This is a genomic window from Variovorax sp. Varisp46 (genome assembly GCF_059491885.1).
This window is the reverse complement of the sequence record NZ_CP168515.1, coordinates 1,347,589-1,372,301: the sequence shown is the minus strand read 5'-3', so window position 1 is coordinate 1,372,301 and position 24,713 is coordinate 1,347,589. Positions and strand designations below refer to the sequence as shown.

Genomic DNA, 24,713 nt, shown 5'->3' with positions numbered 1-24,713 from the left:
TCGAAGGAGGTTGTGATCCCTCACCCCGCTTGCCAGGCGGTTTTCAGCCGCGTGTATTCATGCAGATAGCGACCCACGGCAGCGTCACGCAGTTCGGTGGACTGTTGCAACAGCGCAAGGGCCGCGTCAAAGGCGCCGGGATCACAGGCTTCCAGCAACAGCACCCAGCGAGCCGGGGCCTGCAGGTCCTTGCGGTCCTTGCTTTCGGCGGTGCGCTGGCCCGACATGCCGACGTCCGAGCCCAGCAGGTGCGCACCGCTGATGCGCGGCAGCCGCGCAGCGGCTTCCAGCGCCGAGCTCAGACGCGGCACCACGTCGCGCACCGTGTCGTCCGCGATGTCGAAGCGCACGGTCAGCATCGCGCCACCCGAGCCCACGCCGTGGCTCGCCACCACGCGCGTGAGTGATCGCGTGGTCGTCTGGAAATGTGCGGTGGCCGCACGCGTCCACTCCGTAGGCTCGTTCAAGCGCGACAGATAGTCGCTGCCCTGGATGACTTGGAAGCTCGCGGTTTCATACAGGGTGAAGAACTCCGGCTGCGTCGCTGCGTCGGCAGCGCGATAGCGACGCCCCCGCACAAAGCCGGGAATGCCCACGCGCTCGGGCATGTGCTCGTGCAGATGCCAGGCGTAAAACTCCGCGCGCCCGGCCTCGGCGATGTCGTTCCAGATAGCCACTGCACCTTCACCTGCCAGCATGGTTTTGCTCCTTGAATGTGGTGGGTACGGCCTCGCGCAGGTTGAGCGCGGCTTGGCCGACCCTTCGGAAACACAGCGCAACCGCTCGTGCGGCCGCGCACGATGGACGCCTGTGAATGAAAGCGACGCCTGGTGCGGCGCTTGCGCAGGACACCTCGGCTCCGGCAAGCTTCCGACGGGGAAGGCCTTCAGCCATTGGAGACTTTCAGCGGCGTAATCCCCATCATGGCTTCCATCACCTTGCGGCTCGGCCACAGGTCGGCGATCTCCGCCGCGGTGGCTTGCACGTCCGGCGCGATGGCGGCGATGCGCTCTGGTGGGAGTCGCGCCACGGGACCGGCCACGCTGACGGTACCGATGGCGCGGCGGCTTTGCGGATCCACGATGGCGCAGCCCACCGCACACGTGCCGGGCTCCCCTTCCTCGATGGAGGTGCCATAGCCGCGCTCGCGCGTCAGTGCGAGTTCGGCACGCAGGCTCGCCTCATCGCGCACGATGGGCCGGCCGAAACGCGAAGGTACGACAAAGCCGCGCGCCTTGACCAGCGCCACGGCCTGCTCTTCGTCCAGGCTCGCAAGCCAGGCCTTGCCGGTCGACGTGGCATGCAGCACCACGGGTTGTCCCATATCCGGGTCATAACGCAGGCCCGAGAGCGCACCTTGGGCCTTGGCGATCCAGATCAGCGCATCGTCTTCCACCAATGCGAGGCGTACCAGTTCGCCGGTGCGCGCGGCCAGCCGGTCCAGGGAGGGCTGACAAATTTCCGTGATGCCGGAGGCCGCGAGGAAACGAAAGCCGATGGCGGCCAGCTTCACCGTCATGCGGTAGCGCTGGCTGTACTCGTCCTGCACCGCCAGCCCACGCCTCACCAAGATGGACAGCAGCCGGTGCACGGCGCTCTTGGGCAATTCCAGTCGCCGCGCGACCTCGCTGATTGGCAGCCCTTGGGGGTAGTCGGCCAGCAGCGTGAGGATGTCCAGCACGCGCTCGATCATGTCGCCAGTGGCCACGAAGATCTCCATGTATTTAGAACAGAGTTCCAATGTAGCATCACATAGCAACCCAAAGCCGAGGGATATCCCGCATGACGAGGCACATTCAAGCCACTACATTGGAACAATGTTCTATGTAAGGTCGTTTTAATGAATGCCATTCCCTATGCGGAGGCCGCGACTGTGGCGCAGGCGCCCCCCCGACCGCCGGGCTTCTGGGCGCGTTTCGCCTGGTTTGCGCCAGCCGTCGCCGTGCTGCTCGCCGTCACGCTCTACCCCACGGCCGTGGTGCTGTGGCTGAGCGTCCACCGCACGCGCCTCTATGAAGTGGTGGAAGGCGTGGGCTTGGCGAACTATGTCTCGGTGATCACCTCTTCCGCCTTCCTCGAACTCAGCCTCAACTCCCTGCTGTACGTGTTCGGCGCGCTGGCCGTGGTGCTGCCTCTGGGTCTGGCCAGCGCCCTTGCGCTGCAGAACATTGCGCGCGGCGCTGCGTACGTGCGCACCCTGCTGTTGCTGCCCTGGACGCTGTCCATGGGCGTGGTGGGCTGCTTCTGGCTGTGGCTGCTCAATCCCTCGTACGGGCCCATGAGCTACCTGATGCGGTCCCTGGGCATGGAGCCCGGCCTGATGCTGGGCGATCCTTCGCTGGCGCTCGTGCTCGTCATCCTGGTCACCGCGTGGTGGTCCTTCCCCTACGTGATGGTGATGATGAGCGCCTCGCTGCAAAGCATCCCGGCGGAGCTGTACGAGGCGATCGACATCGACGGAGGCGGCCTGCGCGCGCGCCTGCGCCACGCGGTGTGGCCGCACATCGCGCCCACGCTGGGCAGCACCGCGCTGGCGCTGGGCATCCTCTATCTCACGCTCATCACGCTGATCCTGGTGCTCACCGGCGGCGGGCCGCTGGGCTCGACCGCCACCTGGAGCTTCGAAGTGTTCTCCAGCGCCTTCCGCTCGGTGGACCTGTCGCCCTCGTCGGTCATCTCCGTCGTGGTGCTCGCGGTCAATCTCTTCCTTGGCTACCTCTACACGCGGCTCACCGGCCGCGTCTCGGGCTGAACATCATGCATATCCGCCGCTCCGAAAAAATGCTGTCCTGGGCGGTGCTGGCCGCCCTGGTCCTGGTCGTGCTGATCCCGCTGTCCTGGGCGGTGTTCACCTCGCTCAAGAGCGAGGCCAGCGTCATGGCCTATCCGCCCACCTTCTTCCCTACCGAGCCCAGCCTCTCGGCGTACAAGGCGGTATTCCGGAACGAGACCTTCGGCTCCGACCTGTTCAACTCGGTGCTGTACGCGATCGGTGCGGTCGCGCTGGCGGTTCTGCTGTCCGCGCCTGCCGGCTACGCCGCTTCACGCTTCGAGTTCCGCGGCAAGCGCACCGTGATGCTGCTGATCCTGTCCACGTCCATGATCCCCGGCGTCGCGCTGCTGGTGCCGACCTACTTCCTGTTGGACGCGCTGGGGCTCCTGAACAACGCTGCAGTCATCATCGTGGTGCAGGCCGCGCGCCTGGTGCCGCAGACGGTCTGGTTCATGCAGAACTTCGTGGACGCCGTGCCGCGCGAGCTGGACGAGGCCACCCAAGTGGACGGCGCCAATCACTGGCAAACCTTCACAAAAGTCATCCTGCCGCTGGTGCGGCCCGGCATCGCCGCAAGTGCCGTCATCGGCATGGTCACGACCTGGAACGACTACATCACCGTGGCCGCGTTCGCGCCCGAGGTGGCGCACCGCACGCTGCAAGTGGCCCTGGTCAACCAGGTGTTCGACAGCATCGGCATCACCTGGTCATATGTCATGGCCTACGCCGTGGTGTCCTCCCTTCCCATCGTCGCCATCTTCGTGCTTGCGCAGCGATGGTTCATCAGCGGCCTGACCGCCGGCGCCGTCAAGGGCTAGTCCACCACGTGCGCACTCGCGACATGCGCACCTAAACCAGGAGACAAACATGAACGAGCAGAAACCAGAAAGCATGAACGAACAGAAACCAGCGCCCCGTACGAGCCGGCGCATCTTCCTGGGTGGCATGGCTGCCATGCTGGGCGCACCCGCGGGCCGGGCCTTCGCGCAGACCACCGAGACCATCGCCTACGACACCTTTCTCGACCCGGCCAACACCAAAGACCCGCGTGCGGCGGCGCAGACGCAGATGATCGCGGCTTTCGAAGCCAGCCAGCCGCGTGTGAAGGTACGCGTGGTGGTGGACCCCGCCGGGCAAAACGGCGTACGCGCGGCGCGCGCCAAGTCGGACAGCCCCGACGTGATCCGCGTGAACAACTTCCAGATGCCCGAGTTCGTGTCCACCGGCTCGGTGCTGGCCATCGACGAGCTGATCGCGCGAGACAAGGTGGACACCACGGACTGGCTGATCGGGATGGACCAGACGCGCGTCAACGGCAAGATCTGGGGCTTGCAGCAGGACTATCGCATCCCGATCTACGTCTACCGCAAGAGCAAGTTCGACGAGGCGAAGATTGCGACCCCGCCGCGCACGTACGCAGAAGTGAGCGCGCTCGGCCCGCTGCTGACCAAACAGAACCAGATGGCCTACGGCGTCCCTATCGGCCTGAGCGGCGGGATCGGCGGCGCGCAGGCGTTCATGGAGTTCATCGTGAGTTCCATCGTTGCGGGCAACAGCGATCCGTTCTTCGCACCCAGCGGCCGCGAGATCGGCTTTAGCGACAAGCGGCTGCTGCTGGCAGCCACCATCGTCAAGGACCTGTTCCAGAAGAAAGCGGCGACACCCGTGAGCCTGCAGTTCGCCTACAACGAGCTCCAGGATGGGATGCGGGCGGGCACGGTGGCATCCGCCACCTTCGGGCTGTACCGCTACCGTGGCCTGAAGGCCGCCGTGGCCGACGACTTGGCCTGGGCGCCGGCCCCTTCGGTGGAGCCCGACGACAAGCACGCGGTGTATGGCTTCCAGATGTGCATCAACCGCCATTCGCCACGCCAGGGCGGCGCATGGGAGTTCGTCAAGTTCATGGCCAGCCCGGCCGCTCAGGCGATCGCCGCGCGGGGCGGCGAAGTGGTGGCGCGCGCCAGCGCCTACAAGGACGCCTACTTCAAGACGCCGGAAGCCGAGGACCAACTGGGCTGGAAGGCGCTCGTGGAAAAACGCGGCCGAATGGTGAACTACTCCATCATCCAGTCGACCTTCAACCAGATCTGCGGCGAAGCCTTCCAGCGCATGATCCTGCGTGATCTGGCACCTGCAGCCGTGGCGCTCGAGGTGCGCACCCGCTATACCGAAGCGCTGGCCAAAGCATGATGCCGCATGTCACAGGAACAACCCGGCTCTACGGGTTGGTGGGCGATCCCCTGACGACAGCCAAGTCGCCCGAATTATTGAACCGGCTCTTTTCCGAACAGCGCGCAGACGCGGTGTGCATCCCATTCGTGGTCAAGGACAATGACCTGCCCGCATTCGTCACCGGTGCACGGGCGTTGGGGAATCTCTCCGGCGTGCTGGTCACGATGCCTCACAAGCAACGGATGCTGGCCTTTGTCGACGAACTGCATCCGACTGCCCGCCAGGTCGGCGCACTCAACGTCGTCCGTTGCGATAAGGATGGGCGCTGGGTCGGCGCCATCTTCGATGGTCTCGGTTGTGTGCTTGGCATGCAGTGGGAGGGCAACCATCCGGCGAACAAGTCCGTTCTTCTCGTCGGCGCCGGGGGCGCGGGAAGAGCCATCGCGTTCGCAGTCGCATCCGCGGGTGCCCGGACGTTGACCATCTTCGATGTCGACGGGCGCCGCGCCGACGAGCTCGCCGGAGCCGTTGTGGCCGCAACAGGCTGCAACGCGCGAGCCGGCTCGCCCGATCCACACGGATTCGAGATCGTCATCAATGCCACGCCGCTGGGCATGAACGCGACGGACGCCATGCCCGTGGATCCCGAACGGCTGGAGCCCGGCAGCATCGTCGTAGACATCGTCAATGCGCCCGAGCCGACGCCGCTTTGCCGCGCCGCCCATGCGCGCGGTTGCCGCACCCAAGGCGGACGCCCCATGCATGAAGGACAGGCATTGCACGCCCTGCGTTTTCTTGGATTCGATTACCGACCTGACGGGAAGTCACTACCAGACGCGCCCGAAACCACGCAGTTGTGGCCATCTCAATGAAAGGAAGATGTCATGAATAGGCTTTGCAGGGTTGCCGCGGCATTCCGTGCGGCTCGCTGCGCGAGAGGAGAACACGCATGAAAGTTGCTTTGCTGGAAGCCAGCCATTGGCATGTCCCGCTCTATCTCGATGCGCTCGAGGCGCCCGGGATCGAGGTGGTTGCCGTTTCCGATTCGGAGCAAGTGAAAGGGCAAGCGATCGCAACGCGATTCGGAAGCAGGCTGTACTCGTCGCCCTATGAGCTGCTCGAGCGCGAGGAAGTCGATTTCGCGTTTGTGTTCGGTCGGCATTCCGAAATGCCAACGCTCGCGGAGGCGGCGATCGCGCGGCGAATTCCATTTGCGCTGGAGAAGCCCTGCGGCGTCAACATGTCGCAGGTGACCCGGCTGCGGAAACTGACCGAGGAAGCCGATCTTTATTGCGCGGTACCGCTCATCTTTCGCATGAGCGACCTGCTCAGTGCGCTCCACGGTGCCGAGGGTCGCATCCCTTCGGACTTCAACTACATGTCCTTCCGGTTCATCGTTGGTCCGCCTGGCCGTTACGAAGCTGCAGGCGCAGGCTGGGCGCTCGATCCCGCATTTTCCGGTGGCGGATCCACGATCAATGTCGCGACGCACTTCATTGACCTTTTCAGATTGCTGACCGGCAAGGAAGTCACGCGCGTCTCAGCGACCATGAACGCTCGGACGCACCGAGGTGAGGTTGAAGACTATTCGTTGCTGACGATGCAAACCGAAGATGGCGTGATCGGACTCGTGGAGACCGGATACAGCTTCCCCAGCACGCCGGACGAGCAGCGCGAATTCTCGTTCACCCTTTCATCCGATCGCATGTACGCGAAATCGGGCCCCGACCGGATCGAGTTCCGCGACCGAAGCAATCTTGCCGCTGGCACACGGAGTCTGCGCCTCGAGTTGGACACCGACGCCTACTACCCCCTGTTCGTCAAACGGGTCCTTGCTGAATCTCGCACAGGTGCAAAGCCGATTGCGTCATTGCGCGACGCCGAGGCAATGATGCAGATCATGGACGCGGCCTACGCTTCGGCCCGGCAAGGGGGCGCGCTCCAGAATCTGGCGCCGATTGCCGGCTGATCGACCAATCGCCCCTCCCCTCCGACGCCCGCGCCGCGCATCTCGACGGCACTCGCTGGCCAATCAACTGAAAGGAATCCGATGAGCAAGACTGCGCGATACCAAGGTCCCTTGGCGCTCGACCAGGCGAAATCCAAATTTGTTCTCACCCCTCTGGAGGACAACCGCTTTCATCGGGATGGTCCTCGCGCCAACGTGGAGTACCGGGATCTCGGAATGGCGGAGGCTTCGGGGGGACGCATCAGCGCCAAGCACATCCGCGCTGTCCAGCCGTTCGGCAAGGAGACCGGTTGGCATTGGCACGACATGACCGCGCACTTCGTGTACGTGCTGAAAGGCTGGGTCGAATTCCGGTTTGACGGCATGCCCGAACCGGTGACCGTCGTTGCCGGCTCCTGCCTCAGTCAGCCCGCCGGAGTGGCGCACAACGTCATTCGCCAGTCTGACGACCTCGAGCTGATAGAGATCAACACGCCCGCGGACTATGTGACTGTCGAATGTTCTCCCTGAGCGGCCGCGGCGCATCCTCGCCTCCACTCACGGATTTCGGAAAGATCAGCTGGGTCGCAAGTCTTCGTGGCGCTCGAAGAGCGTCACCGCCCAGTCGATGAAGACACGCACCTTCGCACTGAGGTAGCGGTTCGGCGCATAGATCGCGTGGACGGGGATCGTGGGCGTGCGCCAATCCTTCAGCAGCGCGACGAGTCTCCCCGCCGAGATAGCCTCATGAACCGCGTACGAGGGCGCCTGGATGATGCCTAGACTCGCTAAGCCTGCTGCCAGGTACGAGTTGGTGATCGCCGCGAAATGCCGCTTCTTGTGGGGCGTGAGTGCCCCTTTGAGATCCGCCGTGATGTCTCGCAGCGCCCGCGCAGTTGCCACCGCGTAGCGCCACACCGCGCGTGCCGTCATCAGCACTCGGCCGGCCACGTCGAGAGCGCCACGCTCCTCGACACGGCGCAGGGCTGCCAGCAACTCGATGGGCTCGATTTCGCTGATGCGACGAGCAGCGAAATACGGAAACAGGTCCTTTTCCAGGTTGCGCTTCTCGCGCGTGGCGTAGTGGCCGCTCCAGCGCGCACGGTGCTTGTCGAACCACTCGAGTGCCGTCTCTCTAAAGGTATCCCCGGTGTTCACGGCCGCCTTGAGCTTGACGACCTGGCGCGCCTGTATGGGATTGATGCCGGAAGCCTTCTGGGCCTTGGCCGCGTCACGTGCCTTTCGCGCCGCCGCAAGGCTCACGTCGGGATAGGAGCCTAAGGCGAATTTTTTCTCGACCCCCTGGATCCTGAACTTCCAGAACCATCGGCGAGATCCCGAGGCCGAGACCTCCAAATAAAGGCCACCTGCGTCAGCGTAGCGTGCCTGTTTGCGATCAGGCGGACAGGAGGCGTGCGGCATGCGGCATCGGTCAACGGCATGGGACATCCAGGGGGTGGGGTACAAAACCGCCGTACCAGGGGGTTCAGGCGGTTTGTACCCCCTTTTGTACCCCCACTTGGCGCTGGCAGTCACCGGATTTCAGTGTATGCCTGCGGACCCGATTCGCCCAGTTTCCCAATGAAAAAGGGCGTCCGGAGGATGATTCCGGACGCCCTTGGACGTTTTATTTGTGAAACCGATCGAAAGATGGGCTGCACCCCGCATGAATACTGGCTTTTGCCGATTAGAAAAAACTTTCGTACCCCCTTTTGTACCCCCACCAATAGGTCTCATCTTTTGCGTTGTTCTCACGCATCATTGCTGGGGCCGCTCGATTGTCCCGCGAGACTCGACTGTCTCAACAGCAGTTGCCTAAACGATGCCCAGGGGGGCGGGGCGCGGGTCGAGTTCGTAGGTGCTGTAGACGCTCTCCCAGCCATCGGGCCTCACTGTCGATCAGCTGAAATGGGGGGTCCGTGGAACAGTCGCACGCATCAGGCAACGGATTCGAGTAAGAAGTGAGGCCGGCCGCCACCCTATTCTGGCTCTTGGCGCTCGACGAACACTCGGTATAGCTCCTCGAGATTTGGTAGCTCGCTGCGCCGAGATAGCCGTTCGTCGGGTAGGTCAGCGATCGCGCGGAATCTCGGATAAATATCCCGCCGTCGATCGGGATCGAGCGTCGTAAGGGCTTCTTTGGCTTGTCGAGAGAGGCGTTGCGGCGACCAAACCTGGCCGCGTTCGTTCACGACCACCATCAACGACCGATGGGTAAAGCCGCTGGTGTCCCCACCACGTCCGCTCGATTTTCCTTTGTGATACTTTTGCAGTATGAGCGCAATGACAAGACTGCGCTCGGACATCTTGAGCAGAGAAAATAATGCGCCACGACTGACGAACAACCGGTGCCCAGTCTCGCTCCAGGCATACTCACCCCGTCCGCCCTCAGCACCCCAAGATTCGGCGCAATACGCTGTTCTCCCGTCGATTGACCAGCGGCGTATCGCCTTGTCATCCGCGACTGTCCCTAACAGATCTCGCGTCCAATCCGATGGGAAAGGCCTGTCGAGTGCGGTGGCTGCACCATAAGGATCATGGCGATCGAGTTGGCGCTCAGTGTTCGGTGTCTTTGCGACCCATGGTTGAACCGTGTGGCCGTCGCCGCCGAAATGACGGGCAATCTCATCTTCGTCGTCGGGCAACCATCTAAAGAATGCCTCAGCTGACAGCACGGCCATGACCACCGCTCGCGCATCGTCGGCATTCGCCAGTACGCTTTGAAGCGTGACAGTTGTGTCTCGCCCGATCGACCAACGTCCCGCGACCGGAAGCCAATCCGCCGCCACCTTGCCGTCCAGCAAGCCGAGCAACGGTGCCAGCAGATTGCTATCTTCGCGGACGGTGCCGCGCTCACCGCTCTCCGGCATGGGCATATCCGCTTCCTTGGTAAGGTCGAGCGGAAAAGGATCTGTGAGATCGGCAAGCCAGAGACCGTCATCTCTTGACAGCGCGTATTCCCTCAAGAACGCGGCCCAAGCGTCGCCGCTCCAGTCCTCGCCGACAACCGCCCGTGTCGCCAGCAGATCACCGGCAACAAGCATGAGTGCATGCCAGCCAAGATACCCCCCGTACCGATCTCGATCGGGAACATATCCCGACGACCAAGTTTCGTCATAGCTGCTGCTGCGCGGGCAATCGTGCATTGCTCGAATTTCTTTGTCCCACCGCCGCACCCACGCGCCTATGCGGTCTTCCACCTCCCAGCTTGGACAAGCGAAGACATGGCACAAGCGCTCGACCTGATATTTGTTGAAGTCGTAATCGAGGTGAAAGCCATCCTCTGGTCGCGGCGAGGCATCTGGCCTGGAGGCATAGCGGAACTCGCCATGGGCAGTTCGGGGAGCATGTGGATTGTCAAGCGACATCAGCAGCTGGCCCCCGGGCGACATGAAGAAGTGACCCCAGTGTTTATTCCTGTTCGGTAAGTTCGGACGCGGTGGCTGCCTGGCTTATCAGCCCGGTACGGCGCTTCGAGCGAAGCCGGTAGCTGTCTCCGCGGATCGTGATGACGTGGCTGTGGTGCAGCAGCCGGTCCAGGATTGCCGTGGCCACGACAGCGTCGCCGAACACCGTGCCCCATTCGGCTACCGATCGGTTGCTGGTCACCAACATCGAGCCGCGCTCATAACGCCGGCTCACCAATTGGAAGAATAGGTGCGCCGCGTTCGTCTCAAACGGCAGGTAACCCAGCTCATCGACCACCAGCAACTTGGGCTTGGTGAAGTGCAGCAGCTTCTCCTCGAGCCGGCCCTCTGCATGCGCACGTGCCAGTTGCGTCACCAGTCCCGTGGCCGGCACGAACAATGTGGAGTACCCCCGCACGATGGCTTCGCGCCCAAGTGCCACGGCCAGGTGCGTCTTGCCCACGCCCGGTGGTCCGAGCAACAGCAGGCTGTCGCCGTTGCCGATCCAACGCGAGGTCGCCAGCTCACGGATCTGCTTGGGATCGACCGATGGTTGCGCCTCGTACTCGAAGCCCTCCAGCGTACGCACGCATGGGAACTTGGCAATCGACATGCCCATCTGGATGCGTCGCTCATCCTTGCGCGCGACCTCGGCCGCGCACAGCATGGACAGCGCCTCGCGCAGGTTCAGCTCGGCTCGACCGGCCTGGTCCAGCAGCGTGTCGAGCTGGTCGCGGATGGCGGTCAGCTTCAGACGGGTGAGCATTGGTTCGAGGTCCCCCGCCACCTCCAGGGCCGGCACCTTGGCCTTCTTGCCGGCGGCCATCACCAGGGACCTCCGAGCGCACTCTCGTATTCGGCGAGGGGGCGCAGCAGCTCTGCGGGCACTGCCGGCGTCATCGTCGTGGGCGCAGCGCCGGCCGATGCTCTGCTCAGCCAACTCGCGCCCACCAAGTGGGAGCCGACGATGCCCGCCAGATGCGTACGCTCGATCACAGTGACGCGGCGGTCCGCGTGCTGGGCGTGACAGGCGACCTCCTGCCCGGCATAGAGGACTCGCACTTGCCGCTCGGCTACGACGACCGTGACACTCTCGCCAATGAGCTTCCACGGCACGCTGTAGCGGTTGGTGTCCAGCTCGATGCAGGCGTCGCTGTGCACGCGGCGGGTCAGTTCGCGCACCTGAAGGAACGGCGCTTTGGCGGCGAGCGGCGTCAGCATGCAGCGCTCGTCACGCTCGAAGCGTAGCGCCGGCGGCTCGGCCGTCGTGCCGTGTATGCGCACATCGGCCACCTCGCGCATCCAGCGAGCCAGGTGGGCCTGCAGGTGTTCCGTGGACGCGAAGCAATGCCCGGCTATCGCGTTGCGCTTGACGTAGCCGACACCGCGTTCGTCCTTGCCTTTGGTCTGTGCGCGGTACGGCGCGCAGGCCCGTGGGATCACCTTCCAGTACCGGCAGAAGGCATGGAAGCGGTCGTTGAAGCGCACCTCGCGTGTCTGCACATCGTGCTCGTTGACCAACGCTCGCGCGTTGTCCACGAGCACTTCCTGGGTCGTTCCGCCGAAGTGCCGGAAGGCACTCTCCAATCCTTGCAGCCATGCCGACTGGCGTTCGTGCAGGAAGATGGTGACGAAGGTGCGCCGTGAGTAGCCCAGCGTCGCCACGAACAAGTGGACCTTCAGCGGTTCATCGGCCACCGGCACACGCACGGTGCCGAAGTCGATCTGCAACTGATGACCGGGCGGCGTCTCGTAGCGCACCGTGGCAACACTCTGCGCCAGAACCTCGCGTCGAAGGTGCACCACAGCACGTTCAACGGTGCGCAGGCTGACCTCGATTCCGTGCACCCGCAGCAACTCCTGGCGCACGACATCGCAGTTGCCCCGATGCTGGCGGAACTGGGCAGCCAGCCATTCGGCGTGCGCGTGCAGGCGCCCCGGTCGCTCGGGTGATTCGTACGGTTGCCAGCCCCCCTGACGAAGGTAGCGTCGCACCGTATTGCGGCTGCATCCCAACTCATGGGCGATGCGCTTGGCGCCCCACCCAAGCGACGCCAGCTTGAGCATCGCCTCTACGTCCTCTGGTGCCTGCATCGCCTGCCTCCAATCGATCCGTTCGGATCGCGGAGCTTGCTCGAACACGTTGGCTTCCATCTTGGCCTCCTGCTATGAGGGGGGTCAATTCCTCATGTCGTCGGGGGGGCAGTTTGTCGTGTCGCCTCACATGTGGATAGGGCGACTGGTTCGCTTGCGCAAGTTTGGCAATGAGAGCTCCGCGCTCTTCGGGTGTCAGTGACGGCGCAAGCTCGCGAAGTATGTCTATCGCAAACGCACGCATGACGACGTGAGGAAACTCAGTGGAAAAGGCGATTCCTTCAAGAAATGCGCGGTGAGGGGCCAGTGCGAGAGCAACGTCTTTTGCCACGCGGGCAAGAGCGATCAACAGCCAGAGCTGCGCATGCATTCCGTAGAAAGGGAGCTTCGCGTCGCTGAAAGGCAAGCTCCGGGCAGAACCAAAGCGCTCGACCAGTCTTTCAATCACATCGAAGCGTTCGGCCGCCGCCAAGCGCCTTACCGCATGAGCAGCGCGCCAGCGCATTGCTGCTACCGGATGGCCAAGCCTCGCCCACACGAGCCCAGCTACGAATGTCGCCTCGTCGACAGGAACCGCAAAACGCGCGTCCCACGTTCCGTCTCCAACTTCAGACGGCAGCTTCTCGCCGGTATTCGCCAGAAACCGTTCAAGGCCCTCCGCAATGGCGCTGGCGCTGACATCAGGCGCTAGCCTCGCGGCGAGCGCAAGCCAGGCGTTACCGCCAACGCTATCTGCGGTGCTCCGGAGCGCGGCAACTACGTGCTCGACAAGGGTTGCCAGATTGACATGAAAGTATTGCTCAAGGTCCCGCCAGCCGCCCCATGCGTCGGTGCTAGAACTAGCGAGTTCGGCTGCGTGCTTGGTTGCCAAGCGCAACCCTAAATCCGGTAGTGCATCGCGCATAGCCGCTGACGACTTGCTCCACTCCTCCAAGTGATCGTCCAGCGCATGGATTTTGTCGGCAAGCGTAGCAGCCGTCGCTTCGACGACCGCGCGGACGAATCCGAGGCGCTCGGCAGGTGAGCTAGCTCGCCTGGCTAAATCGATCAGTGTCCGAACCGGCCATCGTCTTCCCGTCTGATCAATCTCTTCGTTGCGTATCTGGCGATCGATCTCGTCTGGGTCCGTGAGATCCACCGGGAAGACGATCGGAGGCTCTGATGTGGCCGACGGGGAGATGACCGTTTTCGATTCGGATTTGGGTCCAAGCCGAGCAAGCAAGCCCTCGATTCGCATTCGAGCTCGGGAAGCGACAGGAAGACTGCGCTCTGCGAGGTCGCGTAGCCCTTCGATCGTCTTCCTTGCGGGAGAAAGTTGATCGTCGCGATCAATCTCAACCAGTAGCAGGTCGAAGAACCACTCCCGTTGCCCTCGAGGCAGACCGCTGATGACCTCTGACGCGAAGTCCGAGATATGCCATGTCCAACTTTCGATTGGAGGAGCCAAACCAAACAGAGCGGCGGCGACTTCAACTGAAAGCTTCGAATTGCGAACGAGGACAGTTAACGCTGGACCGAGTGACAGTCCAAGGCGCGCTGCGTCACGATCATCTAGCCGCGCCAGTGTTGCCAACGTCCCCCGACCGGCAATCGGCACCATCGTCTTGGCATATTCAGTCCAGGGGAATTTTCCGTCCTCGTTCTGATTCAATTCGAGGATGCGCGCTAGGGTGTGCGCCGCCGCCGGCGAAAGTTCGGGACCGGAATAGTGGCCGGTCAGCTCAAGCAAGTGATTGGTACGATCGAAGTCATCCGATCCAATTGCCTCTGCAAGGTCTAGGGAGCGGCGGAAATAGGCCGCCGCCTCTTCAATGCTGACTCGCCAGACTGCGCGGGCGAGATCGCCGTAGGATGAAACCCTGGTTCCGACATCGGTATCGAGCTGGATCTTGCGCTCGATATGGCCGGCAAGGAGAAGCGCAGCATCGTGGCATTGGGGGATACGCGATAGTTGAGCAACCGTATTGGTCAGTTCCGGCGTGAACAGGCCCGGAGCGCTCGCCGCCCACTCGGCCATGCGCTTTGCAAGCGTGGTATCCAGCGCACCTAACGCGTCGACAAGATCGAAAATCACTCGGAAACCGGTTCGCGCGAGATGAGCTTTCCCGTCCCGATATGGATAGTTAGATGACTGCTCGACATCGTGGACAAGTCGATCGAAAGCCGCGGTCACCATCTCGCCGCGCGCCTTGCCACGCGGCGGACGAATGATGTCAGCAACATCCTGCGCGTAGTTCAACAGCGGCAAGATCCGGCTGCTAAGCACACGTGAATAGTCCGATCGCTGTTCCTCATCGAGGCCATCGCGCCTCTTCCGTCGGTGACGAGTTCCATCGAACTTGGGAGCTGCCAGCTTCTGATTAAGTACCCGGCCGAAGGTCTTGGGGCCCCGCGATCGCGTACCTGCAGGCACCAACCCGATGAAATCTGCCGGCGCAATGTCGATCAAAGCGGCGCGCTTTCGACTCAAGGCCGCTCGAACACCAGCGGCCAGAACGGCCACGTGGATCGTGGGATCAATCGGATGGTGACCTGAATAGTCATAAATGGTCGGCGATGTAAGTGCAGCTCCAGCAAGGATGGTTGCTGCCTCTCTCTCCAACCCAAGCTCAAGCGCCAGTGCCGACGCAAGCACGCTGGCCATCGCCAAGCCTTTGTTTTTGCCATTCCCGGGAGGCGCGGCTGCAAGCGCCGTGACAAGCCTCTTGGCGTGGGATGGGTCACGACCGACGAATGGGACCGCAGCGGCGTAGAGTGCTCGAGATTGCAGTCGGCAACGCAATAACCGTGTTGCGACGCGCGTTTCGGGCGGGTGCGGTGAATGCTGATGTCGATCCAAAAGATCGAATAAGTCCTGGAACTTGGTGAATGCCGCACTCTCGTCTCGACGGGCGAAGAACTCCGCAACACGCACATCATTGCCTGCCAGCATCTCGACATAGGCGAAGCCAATATCGTCGCGCTGTCGTGAGATCGTCGAATGGTTGAAGCGCTCGCTGCGCTTGGTCTGCGCGGCCCAATTGTGCCAATCGATTGATCTCCGAGCGTGGCGACGCGCCTCGTCTCGGTCTCCGGCAAAGGCATTCGCAAGCGCAAGAGCGGCGTGTTTCCCCCCGGGCCAGCCGACATTGGTCGCGGAAAGCCGTCGCAGGGCCTCGGGGTCACCAGCCACGGCAGCGAGATCGGGATGCTCGTATAGGAAGCGGTCGGACCGCTCGTGCCCCGCAGCTACGAGGGACGCTTCCAGTAGCAGGCGCAAAAGATCCTCGCGCCGGCCAAGCTCTCCCGCCAGTGCTATTGCGGCAGTAATCCGTGATAGGCGGATGTCGCGCGCGCTTACTTGTGAAGCACCTCGGGGAACGCGCAGGTCGTAGGCCAGCTGGATGAGCTGACCAGCATCGCGTAGCGAAGTGAGTAACGCCGGCAGCGCTCGGGCCGCATAGTTTGAGGCGAGCTGGCGTTCTTGGAGGGCAGCGATGACACGATCTCTACCGGCTTGGCTCGCACCGTAGGTTGATCGGATCAAGGACTCAGTCGGTTCGTCGCGGAACATCAGGCCATGTGGCGTTCGCTCGAGCAAGGGAGCAAGGTCGGCCGCAAAGCTTTCAACCTGTTCCGCGATCAGCCCGTGTGCCGCAGCAAGCTCTTCAGTGGGAACTGGGGGCACTAACAAGGCGATACCTGTGAGCAGGAGATCGATGTCCGCATCGCTCGCACCGCGAGCGCGTGCAGTTTCACGCGCTTCGTTGAGACGCTTGCGAAGCAACACGTCGAGGAGATCCTGCGGCTCTTCCAGGGCATCAGGAAAAATCACCGGATCAAACGGTCGCCCGGTCGTGATCAGGTTGTCGAGGCAGCGTGGATTGCGCCCTGACCGCGTCAGCAGGGCAGCGACCTCGTCGGCCGAGGCATCCGGCACGCGCCGCCCAACGAGGGCACGAACCTCAGTGTCAGTGAACAACGGAACTGAGAAGGAACGATGCGATGTATCGCCGGTTGCCAACGTGAGCCGTTCAGTCCGGCACGATGCGACGATGCGAACGCCATCGATCGGATCGACGCTGATGCTGCGCATGAGGAGGTGTGCGAACGACGATGTCGCGGTTTCCTGCGCGGCAAGCCCAGCGTGATCGATTGCGTCCAGCATCAGTGAAATACATGCACCGCTGCGCGTTCGCCGCGCAGTCTCTACCGATTGTGCGAGCCGCCGCCGAAACGCCCTCAGCAAGCCCGTGACATCCGCCACTGGCAACAGGATGTCGCACAGGCCTTTTCCGGCCATGAGATTGGCAAGATGGACCAGCGTCCTTTCTGGAAGGTGCCGACTATCGGCAGGATCCCGCCAACGACCGGCACCGAAGCCATCGAAGAGCACCACGGGGCCGTCGGCTCGCAATCGATCGGCGAGGCCTTGCATCAAGACAGTCTTGCCCATCCCGCCTGCTGCATGGACGACGAGAGGAAGACCAGCTTCGCGGGCGAGTGTTGCAATGTCGTCAAGAACGTCGCGCTGAATGACTACCTCGACCTCGGGGAACGCGTCAGGCGTGGGATACAGACGATCCTCGTGCTCCACCTCCAGCTCAGCCAGGACCGCTACCCGATCAACTCGTTTATCCGTCTCGCTGCCAGGACCGGCTTTAATCCTGATGAGGTTTCGCAATTTGAGCAGGCGCTTCTCCGCATCTGGATCGCCGGGCTCGCTCCATGCGGCAAGCGTTGTTGAAATCGCACGCTCCGCCTCGATCAAGCTTCCCTTGCTGCCGACCAATTCCAATCGCCGCAGCAGGTCAGCAACGGGATGGGGATACTCTTTCAGGGTTTGCGCGATCTGGCCCGCTTGGCGGCCTATATCACCGGCTTCTTGGGAGCCCGCGACAACCGCTGAGATCGCCTTCCCTAAGTTCTCGTGGATGGGCCTGTTCGTGGCAAACTCATACCGCACCACGGCAATAACGTGGTCATCGCCATGCATTGCCCGAAGCTCAGCATCCGTCGCGGCAAACTTGGCGAGAGTTGATGCTAAGTCAGCAGCTCGAACTGCCGTTTCCGCGCTTGCGATCGAGTACTTGAACTGAACGACTGTGACGCGATGTGCCCGGGCAACATCTGTGGCGCCGTGGTACCGGACAAGATCGGCAATCTCGACCGCACCGGTTCCCAAGCCTTGTTCATCCAGCTCATCGAAACCCTCAAGCGTGATAGCGGTCAGGTCGGACGACGGCGGCAGGAGTTCAAGTGCGGTGCGCGCCGCCCATGCTTCATGAAAGGCATGGCCCGCCTTTGATGCTCGAACCTTGTCGATTTCTATCGGGGCTGTGCCGGTATCGTTGTCACGCATGATCGGCTTCAGGAGATTCCGGGAGCAGACAAGATGGACTGTTCCCCTCGCTGAATCATCTCATCGATCGACAGCGGTGAAATTGCTTGCCGGCGCTTGCGGTCTTCGTCATCGATATGAGCCAGAAGCTCGATCAATGCCCTTGCGATTTTTTCGGCGTGGGCCGGACTCCAGTGAGGGGTGAGCGCTTCGAACAATATTCGCTCCGAAAAAACGTCGGCCGAAAAGAAATTGAACAAGAGTGTGGCCAAGCTGCGGAGCCCCTCGTCGAAGCTGGCGAAGATCAGGCGGGTCGACGCACCATTCGCTTCGTTTACCTTCCTGATCATCTCGCTCAAATGCGTCAGGTCCCAGGCGGCGTTACGCGCACCTTCGATCGCTCGCAGCCTTTGGGGAGAGCGGAGTTGCTTGAACAAGCCCTTGCGAGGCGGAGAGTTGGGGGCGAAGTAGATGCAGGCGAGCAAAGCCGCAGGGCCCGCGATCACGGAGTCGTCGCGCATCCAGGCCAGCAACGCCAGCATCCGATCCAAATTGGGGCGAGCGGAGAGCTCAAACTCGGCGATCTTCAGGGCCGCGATGTAGTTGCGCCGCCAACGTCGCAGTGGATAGGCCAAGTCGTGGGACTCCGGCAATCGTTCGGATTCCTGCGGGTCAAGTGCATCCCGGTCGCCGAAAGCCAAGTCCAACCATGGGTAGGGATCCGCGTTGTCGGCGTCCCGAAATCGAGCCAGCTCCAGATTTGCCGTGTCGTTGCCTTGCGCATGGGCGAGTTCGTGGAAAGCGACGGCGGGCTCGAGCTGGATGTCAAGAAAGTGGCAAAAGGACTTGATTGCAGCAATCTTCCGGAGCGTCGCATCCATTGGCGCGCCGGCCACGATCTTCGCCATCCGAGATGCGATGTTTCGATCGGGCAGAAGGATGGTCTGGATCTTTTCAAATTGGGCCTCGAAGATGAAGCCGTCGGGGTGGCACAGCCCCACGGGCGGTGGTTTGTAGCCCGGGACGAACACGCCCTCAGTCTCCAGCATTTCGCCGAGGGCCCGCAGTTCCATGTAGGGGAAGTCGGTCGGAAGAAAGACGGTTCGCTCAATGTGTTCTGGATCGTCGTCATCCGGACCGAAGGTCAAAGCGACGCGCTCGGGGCTTCGGGGACGACGAGTTCGCACCATCTTCAAGTCAGGACTTGGCCGTTGAATTGAGCCGGCATTGGAGGGCCATCTCATAGGCGGTCTGCAGGTGTGGCGCAATGTGCCTTCCCGAGTCTACGTGCTGAGCGATGACAGTGTCCTTGTCGCCATCGCCAAGCCTGCCGGTGAAGATCAACCAAGAAAACAGATGAGGGGTCGTTTGCGCGTGCGGGTGACCGACGTCCTTGGCCAACTGCCATGCCTTTCTGTCGTCGGTGATGAATCCTTGGCGGATCTTCATGGCGAAGGCGATCGATGAAAGCTCGCCTTTGCCCAGCTTCTTGCGCTTCTCCAGCAGTTCGATTGATTGAAGATCTCCGATGCCGCATGAGTGGGCCTGGAAGGCGCCGCGACGCTGCTCTGCTCGCAAACGATCCATCAATCTCTGCTCGCTTGGCAAAATCGACTTTCGCGGCTTTATCAGGCACTCGTATTGGACGAAGCTGGTCACGCAGAAGTCGCACCGAGCCTCCTTGGCCGCGGCATTGAGCCGGGGCGAGGACAAGATGTTCCACACCGAGCACGTGTCAGCCACGTTGACGGGATGGAACTTGGACGGGTCAATGGCCATGGAGCGTCCGGCCATAAAGGTTGGCCAGCTCAAGCAGTTCGGCTTGGCTGCACAGGAGCGCCTCGGCCAGCCGTCCCTGACTGATCACGCCGGAACTCTGTGCTTCGAAGCAAAGTGCGACATAGTGATCTGAGAGGCCGAGCTCCAACAACTGCTCCTTGCGTGAGCGCTGCACGGGATTAAGCGACTCGGGGAGCTCCGGATCGATCTTGGCATCTCGGGGAACGCGGAGTCGGGAGATCCGGGCATACGTAGCTTGAGCTACGAGCTTCGCCTCGCGCAACGCGATGGCCAACGCAGAGCAACTCACCCGCAGCCTGTTGGCCCAGTCGATCGCATCGGAATCCTTCCACCCATTCGGGTCGGGAAGCTTCGATAGAAACCTCGGGGGCATGAGATAACAGGAGGCGAATCGGTTCGCGCGGAGTTCAACTAGGTCGGAACCGTCAGGCCGCTTGAAGCTCACACTGGCCCCTTGCTCAGCGTCGAAAATAGCATGAGCCATTTCGTGGGCCGCACTGAATCGCTGTCGGTAGATGTCCTCGCTATAGTTCACGAGGGCACATTTGCCTGCGACCGGGTGCGCGATGAACAGCCCCGAGATGTTCGAATTGCCAAGTTTTCGCCGAAAGACATGCACCCCCACGCTTCGGAAGTCGGCATACACGTCTCGGGGAACGGCGTTGTCCGCATAGCCCATCGCCGATCGTAGTCGAACCGCGGCGACCTCGGCGTGCCCTTTGTAGTAGTCACCGGAGGGCGAAAAGGTGAAAGAGCCGGGTGCACGGCCCAGCTCGCGCATCAAGAAGTCCTCGGTTTCGCAGAGATAAAGGAAATCCTGAACCGCCCGCCGATCCGCCTTTGAAAAGTCCGAGCCGTGCGCGCGATAGAGCACCTCGGTCTGTTCGAAAGGGGCGACCTGTTCATTGGAAATAAAGAACTTGAAATCGCAGCGATAGTGGTCCGCGAGAATCAGGATCTCATCGCCAGTCGGCTCGGTCTGGCCGCCCTCGATTTGGGCGAGCCGGGCCGCGTCAATCCCTGTCGAGGTCGCGACATCGAGCAGGGACTCTTGCAACTGCCCGCGGTACTTCGCGAACTTGTTGCCCAACAAGCGAAGATCAATGGCCATGGTGGGCTGCCATCATAGTAGGCGCGGAGTGCCTGTAGTGGGTCCGCGATCAGCGCAGTCTTCCATGCCCCGCATACTCATGCACGCATTACGCGAACGCGCAAACTACCTCTCGGCGTCAGTGCCGGCCCGATCGTAGAACCGGTTCGTTCCTCGCACCGGGCGGGCAAGCCACTTACGGGCAGTGGTGCGCCTCCAGCACACGCATCAGGACCTCGGCACCATGCGTGAAGTTGGCCTGCTGGCCCTTGATCCCATACGCCCACTTGGCTCCGTGGAACAAATTGTTCCTCAGCCGGTAAACGACGAGCAATAACGCGGAAACAACACTGATCGGATCGTTCTCCTTGCCGCACAGCACCGCTTCCACCAGCGGGCGTCGGTCACGCGAACGGAACAGCAACTGGTCTAAATGGTAGGTAAACCCACCGTCCCGGAAGTAACGGTCGCGGAAGTAAGCCAAGCTACCCTGATACGCGTCGATATCGAGCAGCCCGTTCTCAGCCATTACCTTGACCGCGCCAACAAGCGAGGTGGGGTTGGCATTCGCTTGCAATACGCGCCCCTCCATGGCGCTCCATAGCAGGGTGAAGTGCGAAATGGCGTCGCGCTCCTGCTGGCCCAAGTCAGCATAGCCGGGCACGTATTGCATCAGGAAGTTGGTTGGGTCCATGGCTCACAGTTTCGCACGGCAAGGGCCCGCCGCAGCCCGGCCCTGCACCGCCGGCTGCGAGTAGTACTGTGGAGCCGTCTCTCGGCCAGTGCTCAATCCAATTTCAGCTTTGACGCTTTCCGCGCAATGTTCTGAAACCTCGATCCCGCGCAATGAACGCGGCGAGCATGTGTGGCACCAGTGCCACCGCATCCACCGGTCCGTGCAGCCGGCTGTGCACCTCGGCATAGGCCTCGAGTTGCGCCTTCAATTCCACCGGCACCGTGATCGTCAGCTTCACGCTTTCGGCACGCGGCAGCGCGCCCAGACTCAAGCGACCAGCACCCTTGCTCATTGCGAACTCCCGCGCGTAAAAGTCAGCGGCTGATACGGCCGCAGCACCAGATCCTTGCTGACCATCACCCGTACAGGGAAGCCCGGCCGGATCGTCAGTGTCGGCTGAATGCTCGCGTTGCGCTTCGTGATCTCCTGCCCTACTTGGTTCACCGTGTCCTGCGCCCCCTCGCGCACGGCGATCACGAGGCGATTGCCGTCCTGGTCCGTCCGGCTCTGCGGCGCCGCCAACTCGGCGCCCACGCCGAGCAGCGTCGACAGCGCCGCGCCGGCCAAGATGCGATCCCAATGCCAGTCGACACCGTCCTCCAGCCCGGCATAGCCAGCGGGATCGATCCCCGGCAGCCGATCCAGCGCCACCGATGACGTGTCCGGCAGGATCAGCCGCGTCCACACCAGCAGCACGCGCCGCTGCCCGAACGCCACCTGGCTGTCATAGCGCCCGATCAGCCGCGAGCCCTGCGGGATCAGCAGGTGCCGGCCGGTCGCCGTGTCGTAGACCGCCTCGGTCACGGTGGCGATCACCTGCCCCGGCAGGTCGGAGTTGATGCCCGTCACGAGCGCCGCCGGGACGACGGTCCCCGCCATCACCTGGTACGGCGAAGTCGGCAACTGCAGACTGCCGGGATTGCGCGTGGCCGGGTCACCGGCATTCGCCAGAAAGGCTTCCTTTCGGTCCTGGCGGTTCTGCGCCATTACAGGATCGGCCGGCGAATTCAAGGCTGGGTTCATCGCGCCCAAGGGATTGAATGGCAGCTGCCCCGCGGTCAGCCCGGACCGATCGACGTCCGCTGCGGGCATGGTCCGCTCGGCGGCAGTCCCCCGCTTTGCAGCGGCACCATCGCCGCTGCGCCGGAAGAACACCGACGACCGCGCAGCCTCCTCGGCCGCCAACCGCTCGGCCTGCGCCGGATCGACGCCCTGCCCCACCCTCGCCTCCATCGGCTGCTGCGCCTTCGCCATGGCCGACCCAAGATCTCCCGGCAGCGGTGGCCCCAGCACCGGCGGCGCCGGCTTCGGCGCTGGCGACATCCCGGCATAGTCCTTCGGCAGCTGATCCAGCCCATCGGCCCGCGCCACGCGGTCCACGTTGTACAGCTCGGCGGCCGGATTGCGCTCGCGCTTCTGCGACTGCAGCGACCACATCGTGCCGCCCAGCACGGCGGCGGCCAGGGTGCCGGCGCCGACCGCCAGCATGCGCCGATTGAGCCGCACGACCGACCGAGGCTGCGCGCGCAGGGCCACCGTCTCCGGCGCGACCTTGGGCGGGACCGGGGACGACGGTGGCGGAAGGGTTTCCTCCGCACTCATGACCCATCGCTCCGTGCACCCCGAACGCTGCCGTTCGCGCCATCCGTCCGCTCGATACGCACCACCTCGGCCTTGCCGTCCTTGAAGCCGCCCAGCCGCAGTTCCGCCGCGCCGAAGAGGCGGTCCACCACGTAGTACGGCGAGCGGAAACGGTAGTTCACGAGCTGCCCGTCGCCCTGCGGCCCGATCACGAACAGCGGCGGCAGTTCGCCCTGCGCGATGCCGCCCGGGAACTGGATGTAGACCTTCTGCCCGTCGTCGAAGGCACGCAGCGGCTTCCAGGACGGCGCATCGCCGCTGATCGCGTAGCGGAACCGGATCTGCTCCACCGACAGTCCCGAGTCCACCGGCGCCGCGGACTGCGCCTCCCTTGCCTGCCTCTGCAACACCAGCATCCGGTCCTTCGGATACTCCCAGGACACCGACGCCATCCAGGCCTGCGGCGTCGATGACAGCTCCAGTAGATAGGTCCGCCGGTTCGTCGTGATGACCAGGTTCGTCTTCAGGCCCACGCGCGTGGGTTTCACCAGCATGTGGACCCGCTGGTTCGCACCGCTGCCGCTGACCGTATCGCCCACGATCCAGCGCACCGTATCGCCGGCCGAGACCGCCACCAATTCCTCGCCCTCCTGCAGCGCGATGACAGTCACGCGGCCCGGACTCGTGTAGACCTGATACAGCGCGCCGTCGGCATACGGCCAGACCTGGATCGCGTTGACGTAGCCCTCGCGCGTCGGCGCGATGCGGGCCTCTTCGTTGGCGCGCGAGACCCGCACTTTCTCGTCGGCGGGTTCGGGCACCGGCTTGGCTTCCTGCGCGCTCGGCAGCGCCTTCATCTGCCCAGGCAGCGGCAAAGGCTTCGGCACCTCCACCACTTCGATGGGCGGGGCAGGCTCCGGCACCGACTGCGCGGGGACCGCCACCGGCTCGTCCAGCGGGATCGCTGGCGGCGGCTTGCCCTGCGTGGCACAGCCGGCAAGGACGGCCGCCCCAATCAGGATCGGCGCAGATACGCCTCTACGAAAATCAGTCTTCATGGCTTGGTTCCTTTCGATGCTGCGTCCGTCGCATCAAGCTCGCGGCTCCAGGACAGACCGTTAACGTAGATGCCCAGCGGGTTCCTGCGCAGCCGCTCCTCGGTGCGCGGCGCCTGCAGCACGATCGCGAGCACCGCGGTCCAACGCTCCAGTCCGGCCGCCTCGCCGTTGACGTAGCGCCGCTCGGTCCAGCGCACCTGGAACGACGAATCGCTCGCGCGCACCACGCTGTTGATCTGCACCGCCACCGAGCTCTCTCCGATGCGCGAGAACGGATCGTTGGCGCGCGCGTAGTCGTTCAGGGTCGCGGCGCCGCGGTCCGTCGTGTATTCGTAGGCCTCGAGCCAGTTCTGCCGTACCACGATCGGATCGATCGACAGCGAGCGCACGTCGGTGATGAAGCGCGCGAGGTGATGCGCGATCTGCGCATCGCTGGGCTTGTACGGCGTGGCGGCCTCACCGACCGCCCGCACCTGGCCCGCGCTGTCCACCTCGACGACATAGGGTGTCACGATGGACTGCGCCGAGCGCCAGACCAGGCCACCAGCCATCAGCAGCGCCAACGAGAGGCAGCCGAAGGCCATCAAGCGCCAGTTCTTCGCCTGCACGCGTGCGATGCCGATGCGTTGGTCCCAGACCTGAGCCGCAGCTTGGTACGGGGTGACGGGCTCGGGTGTGTCCGAGTAGCGCACCTGGGGTCGCTTGAATCGCATGGATGGTTCTCCTCAAAGATT

At 63.0% G+C, this 24,713-nt stretch carries 21 protein-coding genes; 6 read left to right on the top strand and 15 right to left on the bottom strand.

What is annotated here, in order from left to right; genetic code table 11:
* Positions 1-20: 20 nt before the first annotated feature.
* Both ACEN9N_RS06485 and ACEN9N_RS06480 read right to left on the bottom strand, forming a co-directional pair.
* The gene (locus ACEN9N_RS06485; protein ID WP_495655679.1) at positions 21-698 is read right to left on the bottom strand and encodes a hypothetical protein; all 678 of its coding nucleotides are present in this window, start codon (positions 696-698) and stop codon (positions 21-23) included.
* 188 nt (positions 699-886) lie between these two features.
* Positions 887-1,708, bottom strand: a complete 822-nt coding sequence (locus ACEN9N_RS06480; RefSeq protein ID WP_413312969.1) for an IclR family transcriptional regulator — start codon at positions 1,706-1,708, stop codon at positions 887-889.
* Positions 1,709-1,840: 132 nt separating this feature from the next.
* Between ACEN9N_RS06480 and ACEN9N_RS06475 the strand changes: the two genes are divergently transcribed.
* The 6 genes from ACEN9N_RS06475 to ACEN9N_RS06450 all read left to right on the top strand — a co-directional run bounded on the left by ACEN9N_RS06475 (position 1,841) and on the right by ACEN9N_RS06450 (position 7,424).
* On the top strand, positions 1,841-2,752 hold the full coding sequence (locus ACEN9N_RS06475; protein ID WP_495655678.1) for a carbohydrate ABC transporter permease: 912 nt from the start codon (positions 1,841-1,843) through the stop codon (positions 2,750-2,752).
* 5 nt (positions 2,753-2,757) lie between these two features.
* Positions 2,758-3,591, top strand: a complete 834-nt coding sequence (locus tag ACEN9N_RS06470) for a carbohydrate ABC transporter permease (RefSeq protein WP_413312965.1) — start codon at positions 2,758-2,760, stop codon at positions 3,589-3,591.
* Between the two features lie 73 nt (positions 3,592-3,664).
* Positions 3,665-4,963, top strand: coding sequence for an ABC transporter substrate-binding protein (locus ACEN9N_RS06465; protein ID WP_495655677.1), 1,299 nt, complete (start codon positions 3,665-3,667; stop codon positions 4,961-4,963).
* Positions 4,960-5,817, top strand: a complete 858-nt coding sequence (locus ACEN9N_RS06460; protein WP_495655676.1) for a shikimate dehydrogenase family protein — start codon at positions 4,960-4,962, stop codon at positions 5,815-5,817. The genes ACEN9N_RS06465 and ACEN9N_RS06460 overlap by 4 nt, the downstream gene beginning before the upstream one ends.
* A 77-nt stretch (positions 5,818-5,894) precedes the next feature.
* On the top strand, positions 5,895-6,914 hold the full coding sequence (locus ACEN9N_RS06455; RefSeq protein WP_495655675.1) for a Gfo/Idh/MocA family protein: 1,020 nt from the start codon (positions 5,895-5,897) through the stop codon (positions 6,912-6,914).
* Positions 6,915-6,995: 81 nt separating this feature from the next.
* A complete protein-coding gene (locus ACEN9N_RS06450; protein ID WP_413312958.1) occupies positions 6,996-7,424 on the top strand; it encodes a cupin domain-containing protein in 429 nt (142 codons plus the stop codon).
* Positions 7,425-7,469: 45 nt separating this feature from the next.
* On the opposite strand, the gene ACEN9N_RS06445 is transcribed toward ACEN9N_RS06450, so the two are convergent.
* From ACEN9N_RS06445 to trbF, 13 genes are all read right to left on the bottom strand, one after another.
* The gene (locus ACEN9N_RS06445) at positions 7,470-8,315 is read right to left on the bottom strand and encodes a tyrosine-type recombinase/integrase (RefSeq protein ID WP_495655674.1); all 846 of its coding nucleotides are present in this window, start codon (positions 8,313-8,315) and stop codon (positions 7,470-7,472) included.
* A gap of 557 nt (positions 8,316-8,872) precedes the next feature.
* Entirely contained in the window at positions 8,873-10,261 is a 1,389-nt protein-coding gene (locus ACEN9N_RS06440; RefSeq protein WP_495655673.1) for a hypothetical protein, read from the bottom strand.
* A 43-nt stretch (positions 10,262-10,304) separates the two neighbouring features.
* Complete coding sequence (gene istB / locus ACEN9N_RS06435) at positions 10,305-11,126, bottom strand: IS21-like element helper ATPase IstB (RefSeq protein WP_495655672.1); 822 nt, start codon at positions 11,124-11,126, stop codon at positions 10,305-10,307.
* A complete protein-coding gene (istA, locus tag ACEN9N_RS06430; protein ID WP_495656356.1) occupies positions 11,126-12,394 on the bottom strand; it encodes an IS21 family transposase in 1,269 nt (422 codons plus the stop codon). The genes istB and istA overlap by 1 nt, the downstream gene beginning before the upstream one ends.
* Positions 12,318-17,735 (bottom strand): hypothetical protein, encoded by a 5,418-nt coding sequence (locus ACEN9N_RS06425; protein ID WP_495655671.1) that lies wholly within the window; start codon positions 17,733-17,735, stop codon positions 12,318-12,320. Before ACEN9N_RS06425 ends, istA begins: the two co-directional genes overlap by 77 nt.
* Before the next feature lie 8 nt (positions 17,736-17,743).
* Positions 17,744-18,910 carry a hypothetical protein gene (locus ACEN9N_RS06420; protein ID WP_495655670.1) on the bottom strand — a complete coding sequence of 389 codons (1,167 nt, stop codon included), beginning with the start codon at positions 18,908-18,910 and terminating at the stop codon, positions 17,744-17,746.
* Between the two features lies 1 nt (position 18,911).
* The gene (locus tag ACEN9N_RS06415; protein WP_495655669.1) at positions 18,912-19,493 is read right to left on the bottom strand and encodes a hypothetical protein; all 582 of its coding nucleotides are present in this window, start codon (positions 19,491-19,493) and stop codon (positions 18,912-18,914) included.
* Positions 19,483-20,625, bottom strand: coding sequence for an ImmA/IrrE family metallo-endopeptidase (locus ACEN9N_RS06410; RefSeq protein WP_495655668.1), 1,143 nt, complete (start codon positions 20,623-20,625; stop codon positions 19,483-19,485). Before ACEN9N_RS06410 ends, ACEN9N_RS06415 begins: the two co-directional genes overlap by 11 nt.
* Positions 20,626-20,800: 175 nt before the next feature.
* Positions 20,801-21,298, bottom strand: coding sequence for a hypothetical protein (locus ACEN9N_RS06405; protein WP_495655667.1), 498 nt, complete (start codon positions 21,296-21,298; stop codon positions 20,801-20,803).
* A gap of 103 nt (positions 21,299-21,401) precedes the next feature.
* Positions 21,402-21,632 (bottom strand): DUF2274 domain-containing protein, encoded by a 231-nt coding sequence (locus tag ACEN9N_RS06400; RefSeq protein WP_495655666.1) that lies wholly within the window; start codon positions 21,630-21,632, stop codon positions 21,402-21,404.
* Positions 21,629-22,942, bottom strand: coding sequence for a TraB/TrbI/VirB10 family type IV secretion system protein (locus tag ACEN9N_RS06395; RefSeq protein ID WP_495655665.1), 1,314 nt, complete (start codon positions 22,940-22,942; stop codon positions 21,629-21,631). Before ACEN9N_RS06395 ends, ACEN9N_RS06400 begins: the two co-directional genes overlap by 4 nt.
* Entirely contained in the window at positions 22,939-23,979 is a 1,041-nt protein-coding gene (trbG, locus tag ACEN9N_RS06390; protein WP_495655664.1) for a P-type conjugative transfer protein TrbG, read from the bottom strand. The genes ACEN9N_RS06395 and trbG overlap by 4 nt, the downstream gene beginning before the upstream one ends.
* Positions 23,976-24,692, bottom strand: coding sequence for a conjugal transfer protein TrbF (gene trbF, locus ACEN9N_RS06385; protein ID WP_495655663.1), 717 nt, complete (start codon positions 24,690-24,692; stop codon positions 23,976-23,978). The genes trbG and trbF overlap by 4 nt, the downstream gene beginning before the upstream one ends.
* Positions 24,693-24,713: the final 21 nt, after the last annotated feature.

Bases quoted from the DNA above. Each gene is read 5' to 3' on its own strand.
- trbF (WP_495655663.1), bottom strand. From the start codon at position 24,692: ATGCGATTCAAGCGACCCCAGGTGCGCTACTCGGACACACCCGAGCCC.
- ACEN9N_RS06465 (WP_495655677.1), top strand. From the start codon at position 3,665: ATGAACGAACAGAAACCAGCGCCCCGTACGAGCCGGCGCATCTTCCTG.
- ACEN9N_RS06445 (WP_495655674.1), bottom strand. From the start codon at position 8,315: ATGCCGCACGCCTCCTGTCCGCCTGATCGCAAACAGGCACGCTACGCT.
- ACEN9N_RS06450 (WP_413312958.1), top strand. From the start codon at position 6,996: ATGAGCAAGACTGCGCGATACCAAGGTCCCTTGGCGCTCGACCAGGCG.
- ACEN9N_RS06395 (WP_495655665.1), bottom strand. From the start codon at position 22,942: ATGAGTGCGGAGGAAACCCTTCCGCCACCGTCGTCCCCGGTCCCGCCC.
- ACEN9N_RS06475 (WP_495655678.1), top strand. From the start codon at position 1,841: ATGAATGCCATTCCCTATGCGGAGGCCGCGACTGTGGCGCAGGCGCCC.
- ACEN9N_RS06455 (WP_495655675.1), top strand. From the start codon at position 5,895: ATGAAAGTTGCTTTGCTGGAAGCCAGCCATTGGCATGTCCCGCTCTAT.
- ACEN9N_RS06410 (WP_495655668.1), bottom strand. From the start codon at position 20,625: ATGGCCATTGATCTTCGCTTGTTGGGCAACAAGTTCGCGAAGTACCGC.
- ACEN9N_RS06400 (WP_495655666.1), bottom strand. From the start codon at position 21,632: ATGAGCAAGGGTGCTGGTCGCTTGAGTCTGGGCGCGCTGCCGCGTGCC.
- ACEN9N_RS06440 (WP_495655673.1), bottom strand. From the start codon at position 10,261: ATGTCGCTTGACAATCCACATGCTCCCCGAACTGCCCATGGCGAGTTC.
- ACEN9N_RS06415 (WP_495655669.1), bottom strand. From the start codon at position 19,493: ATGGCCATTGACCCGTCCAAGTTCCATCCCGTCAACGTGGCTGACACG.
- istA (WP_495656356.1), bottom strand. From the start codon at position 12,394: ATGCAGGCACCAGAGGACGTAGAGGCGATGCTCAAGCTGGCGTCGCTT.
- ACEN9N_RS06460 (WP_495655676.1), top strand. From the start codon at position 4,960: ATGATGCCGCATGTCACAGGAACAACCCGGCTCTACGGGTTGGTGGGC.
- istB (WP_495655672.1), bottom strand. From the start codon at position 11,126: ATGGCCGCCGGCAAGAAGGCCAAGGTGCCGGCCCTGGAGGTGGCGGGG.
- ACEN9N_RS06470 (WP_413312965.1), top strand. From the start codon at position 2,758: ATGCATATCCGCCGCTCCGAAAAAATGCTGTCCTGGGCGGTGCTGGCC.
- ACEN9N_RS06425 (WP_495655671.1), bottom strand. From the start codon at position 17,735: ATGCGTGACAACGATACCGGCACAGCCCCGATAGAAATCGACAAGGTT.
- ACEN9N_RS06405 (WP_495655667.1), bottom strand. From the start codon at position 21,298: ATGGACCCAACCAACTTCCTGATGCAATACGTGCCCGGCTATGCTGAC.
- ACEN9N_RS06485 (WP_495655679.1), bottom strand. From the start codon at position 698: ATGCTGGCAGGTGAAGGTGCAGTGGCTATCTGGAACGACATCGCCGAG.
- trbG (WP_495655664.1), bottom strand. From the start codon at position 23,979: ATGAAGACTGATTTTCGTAGAGGCGTATCTGCGCCGATCCTGATTGGG.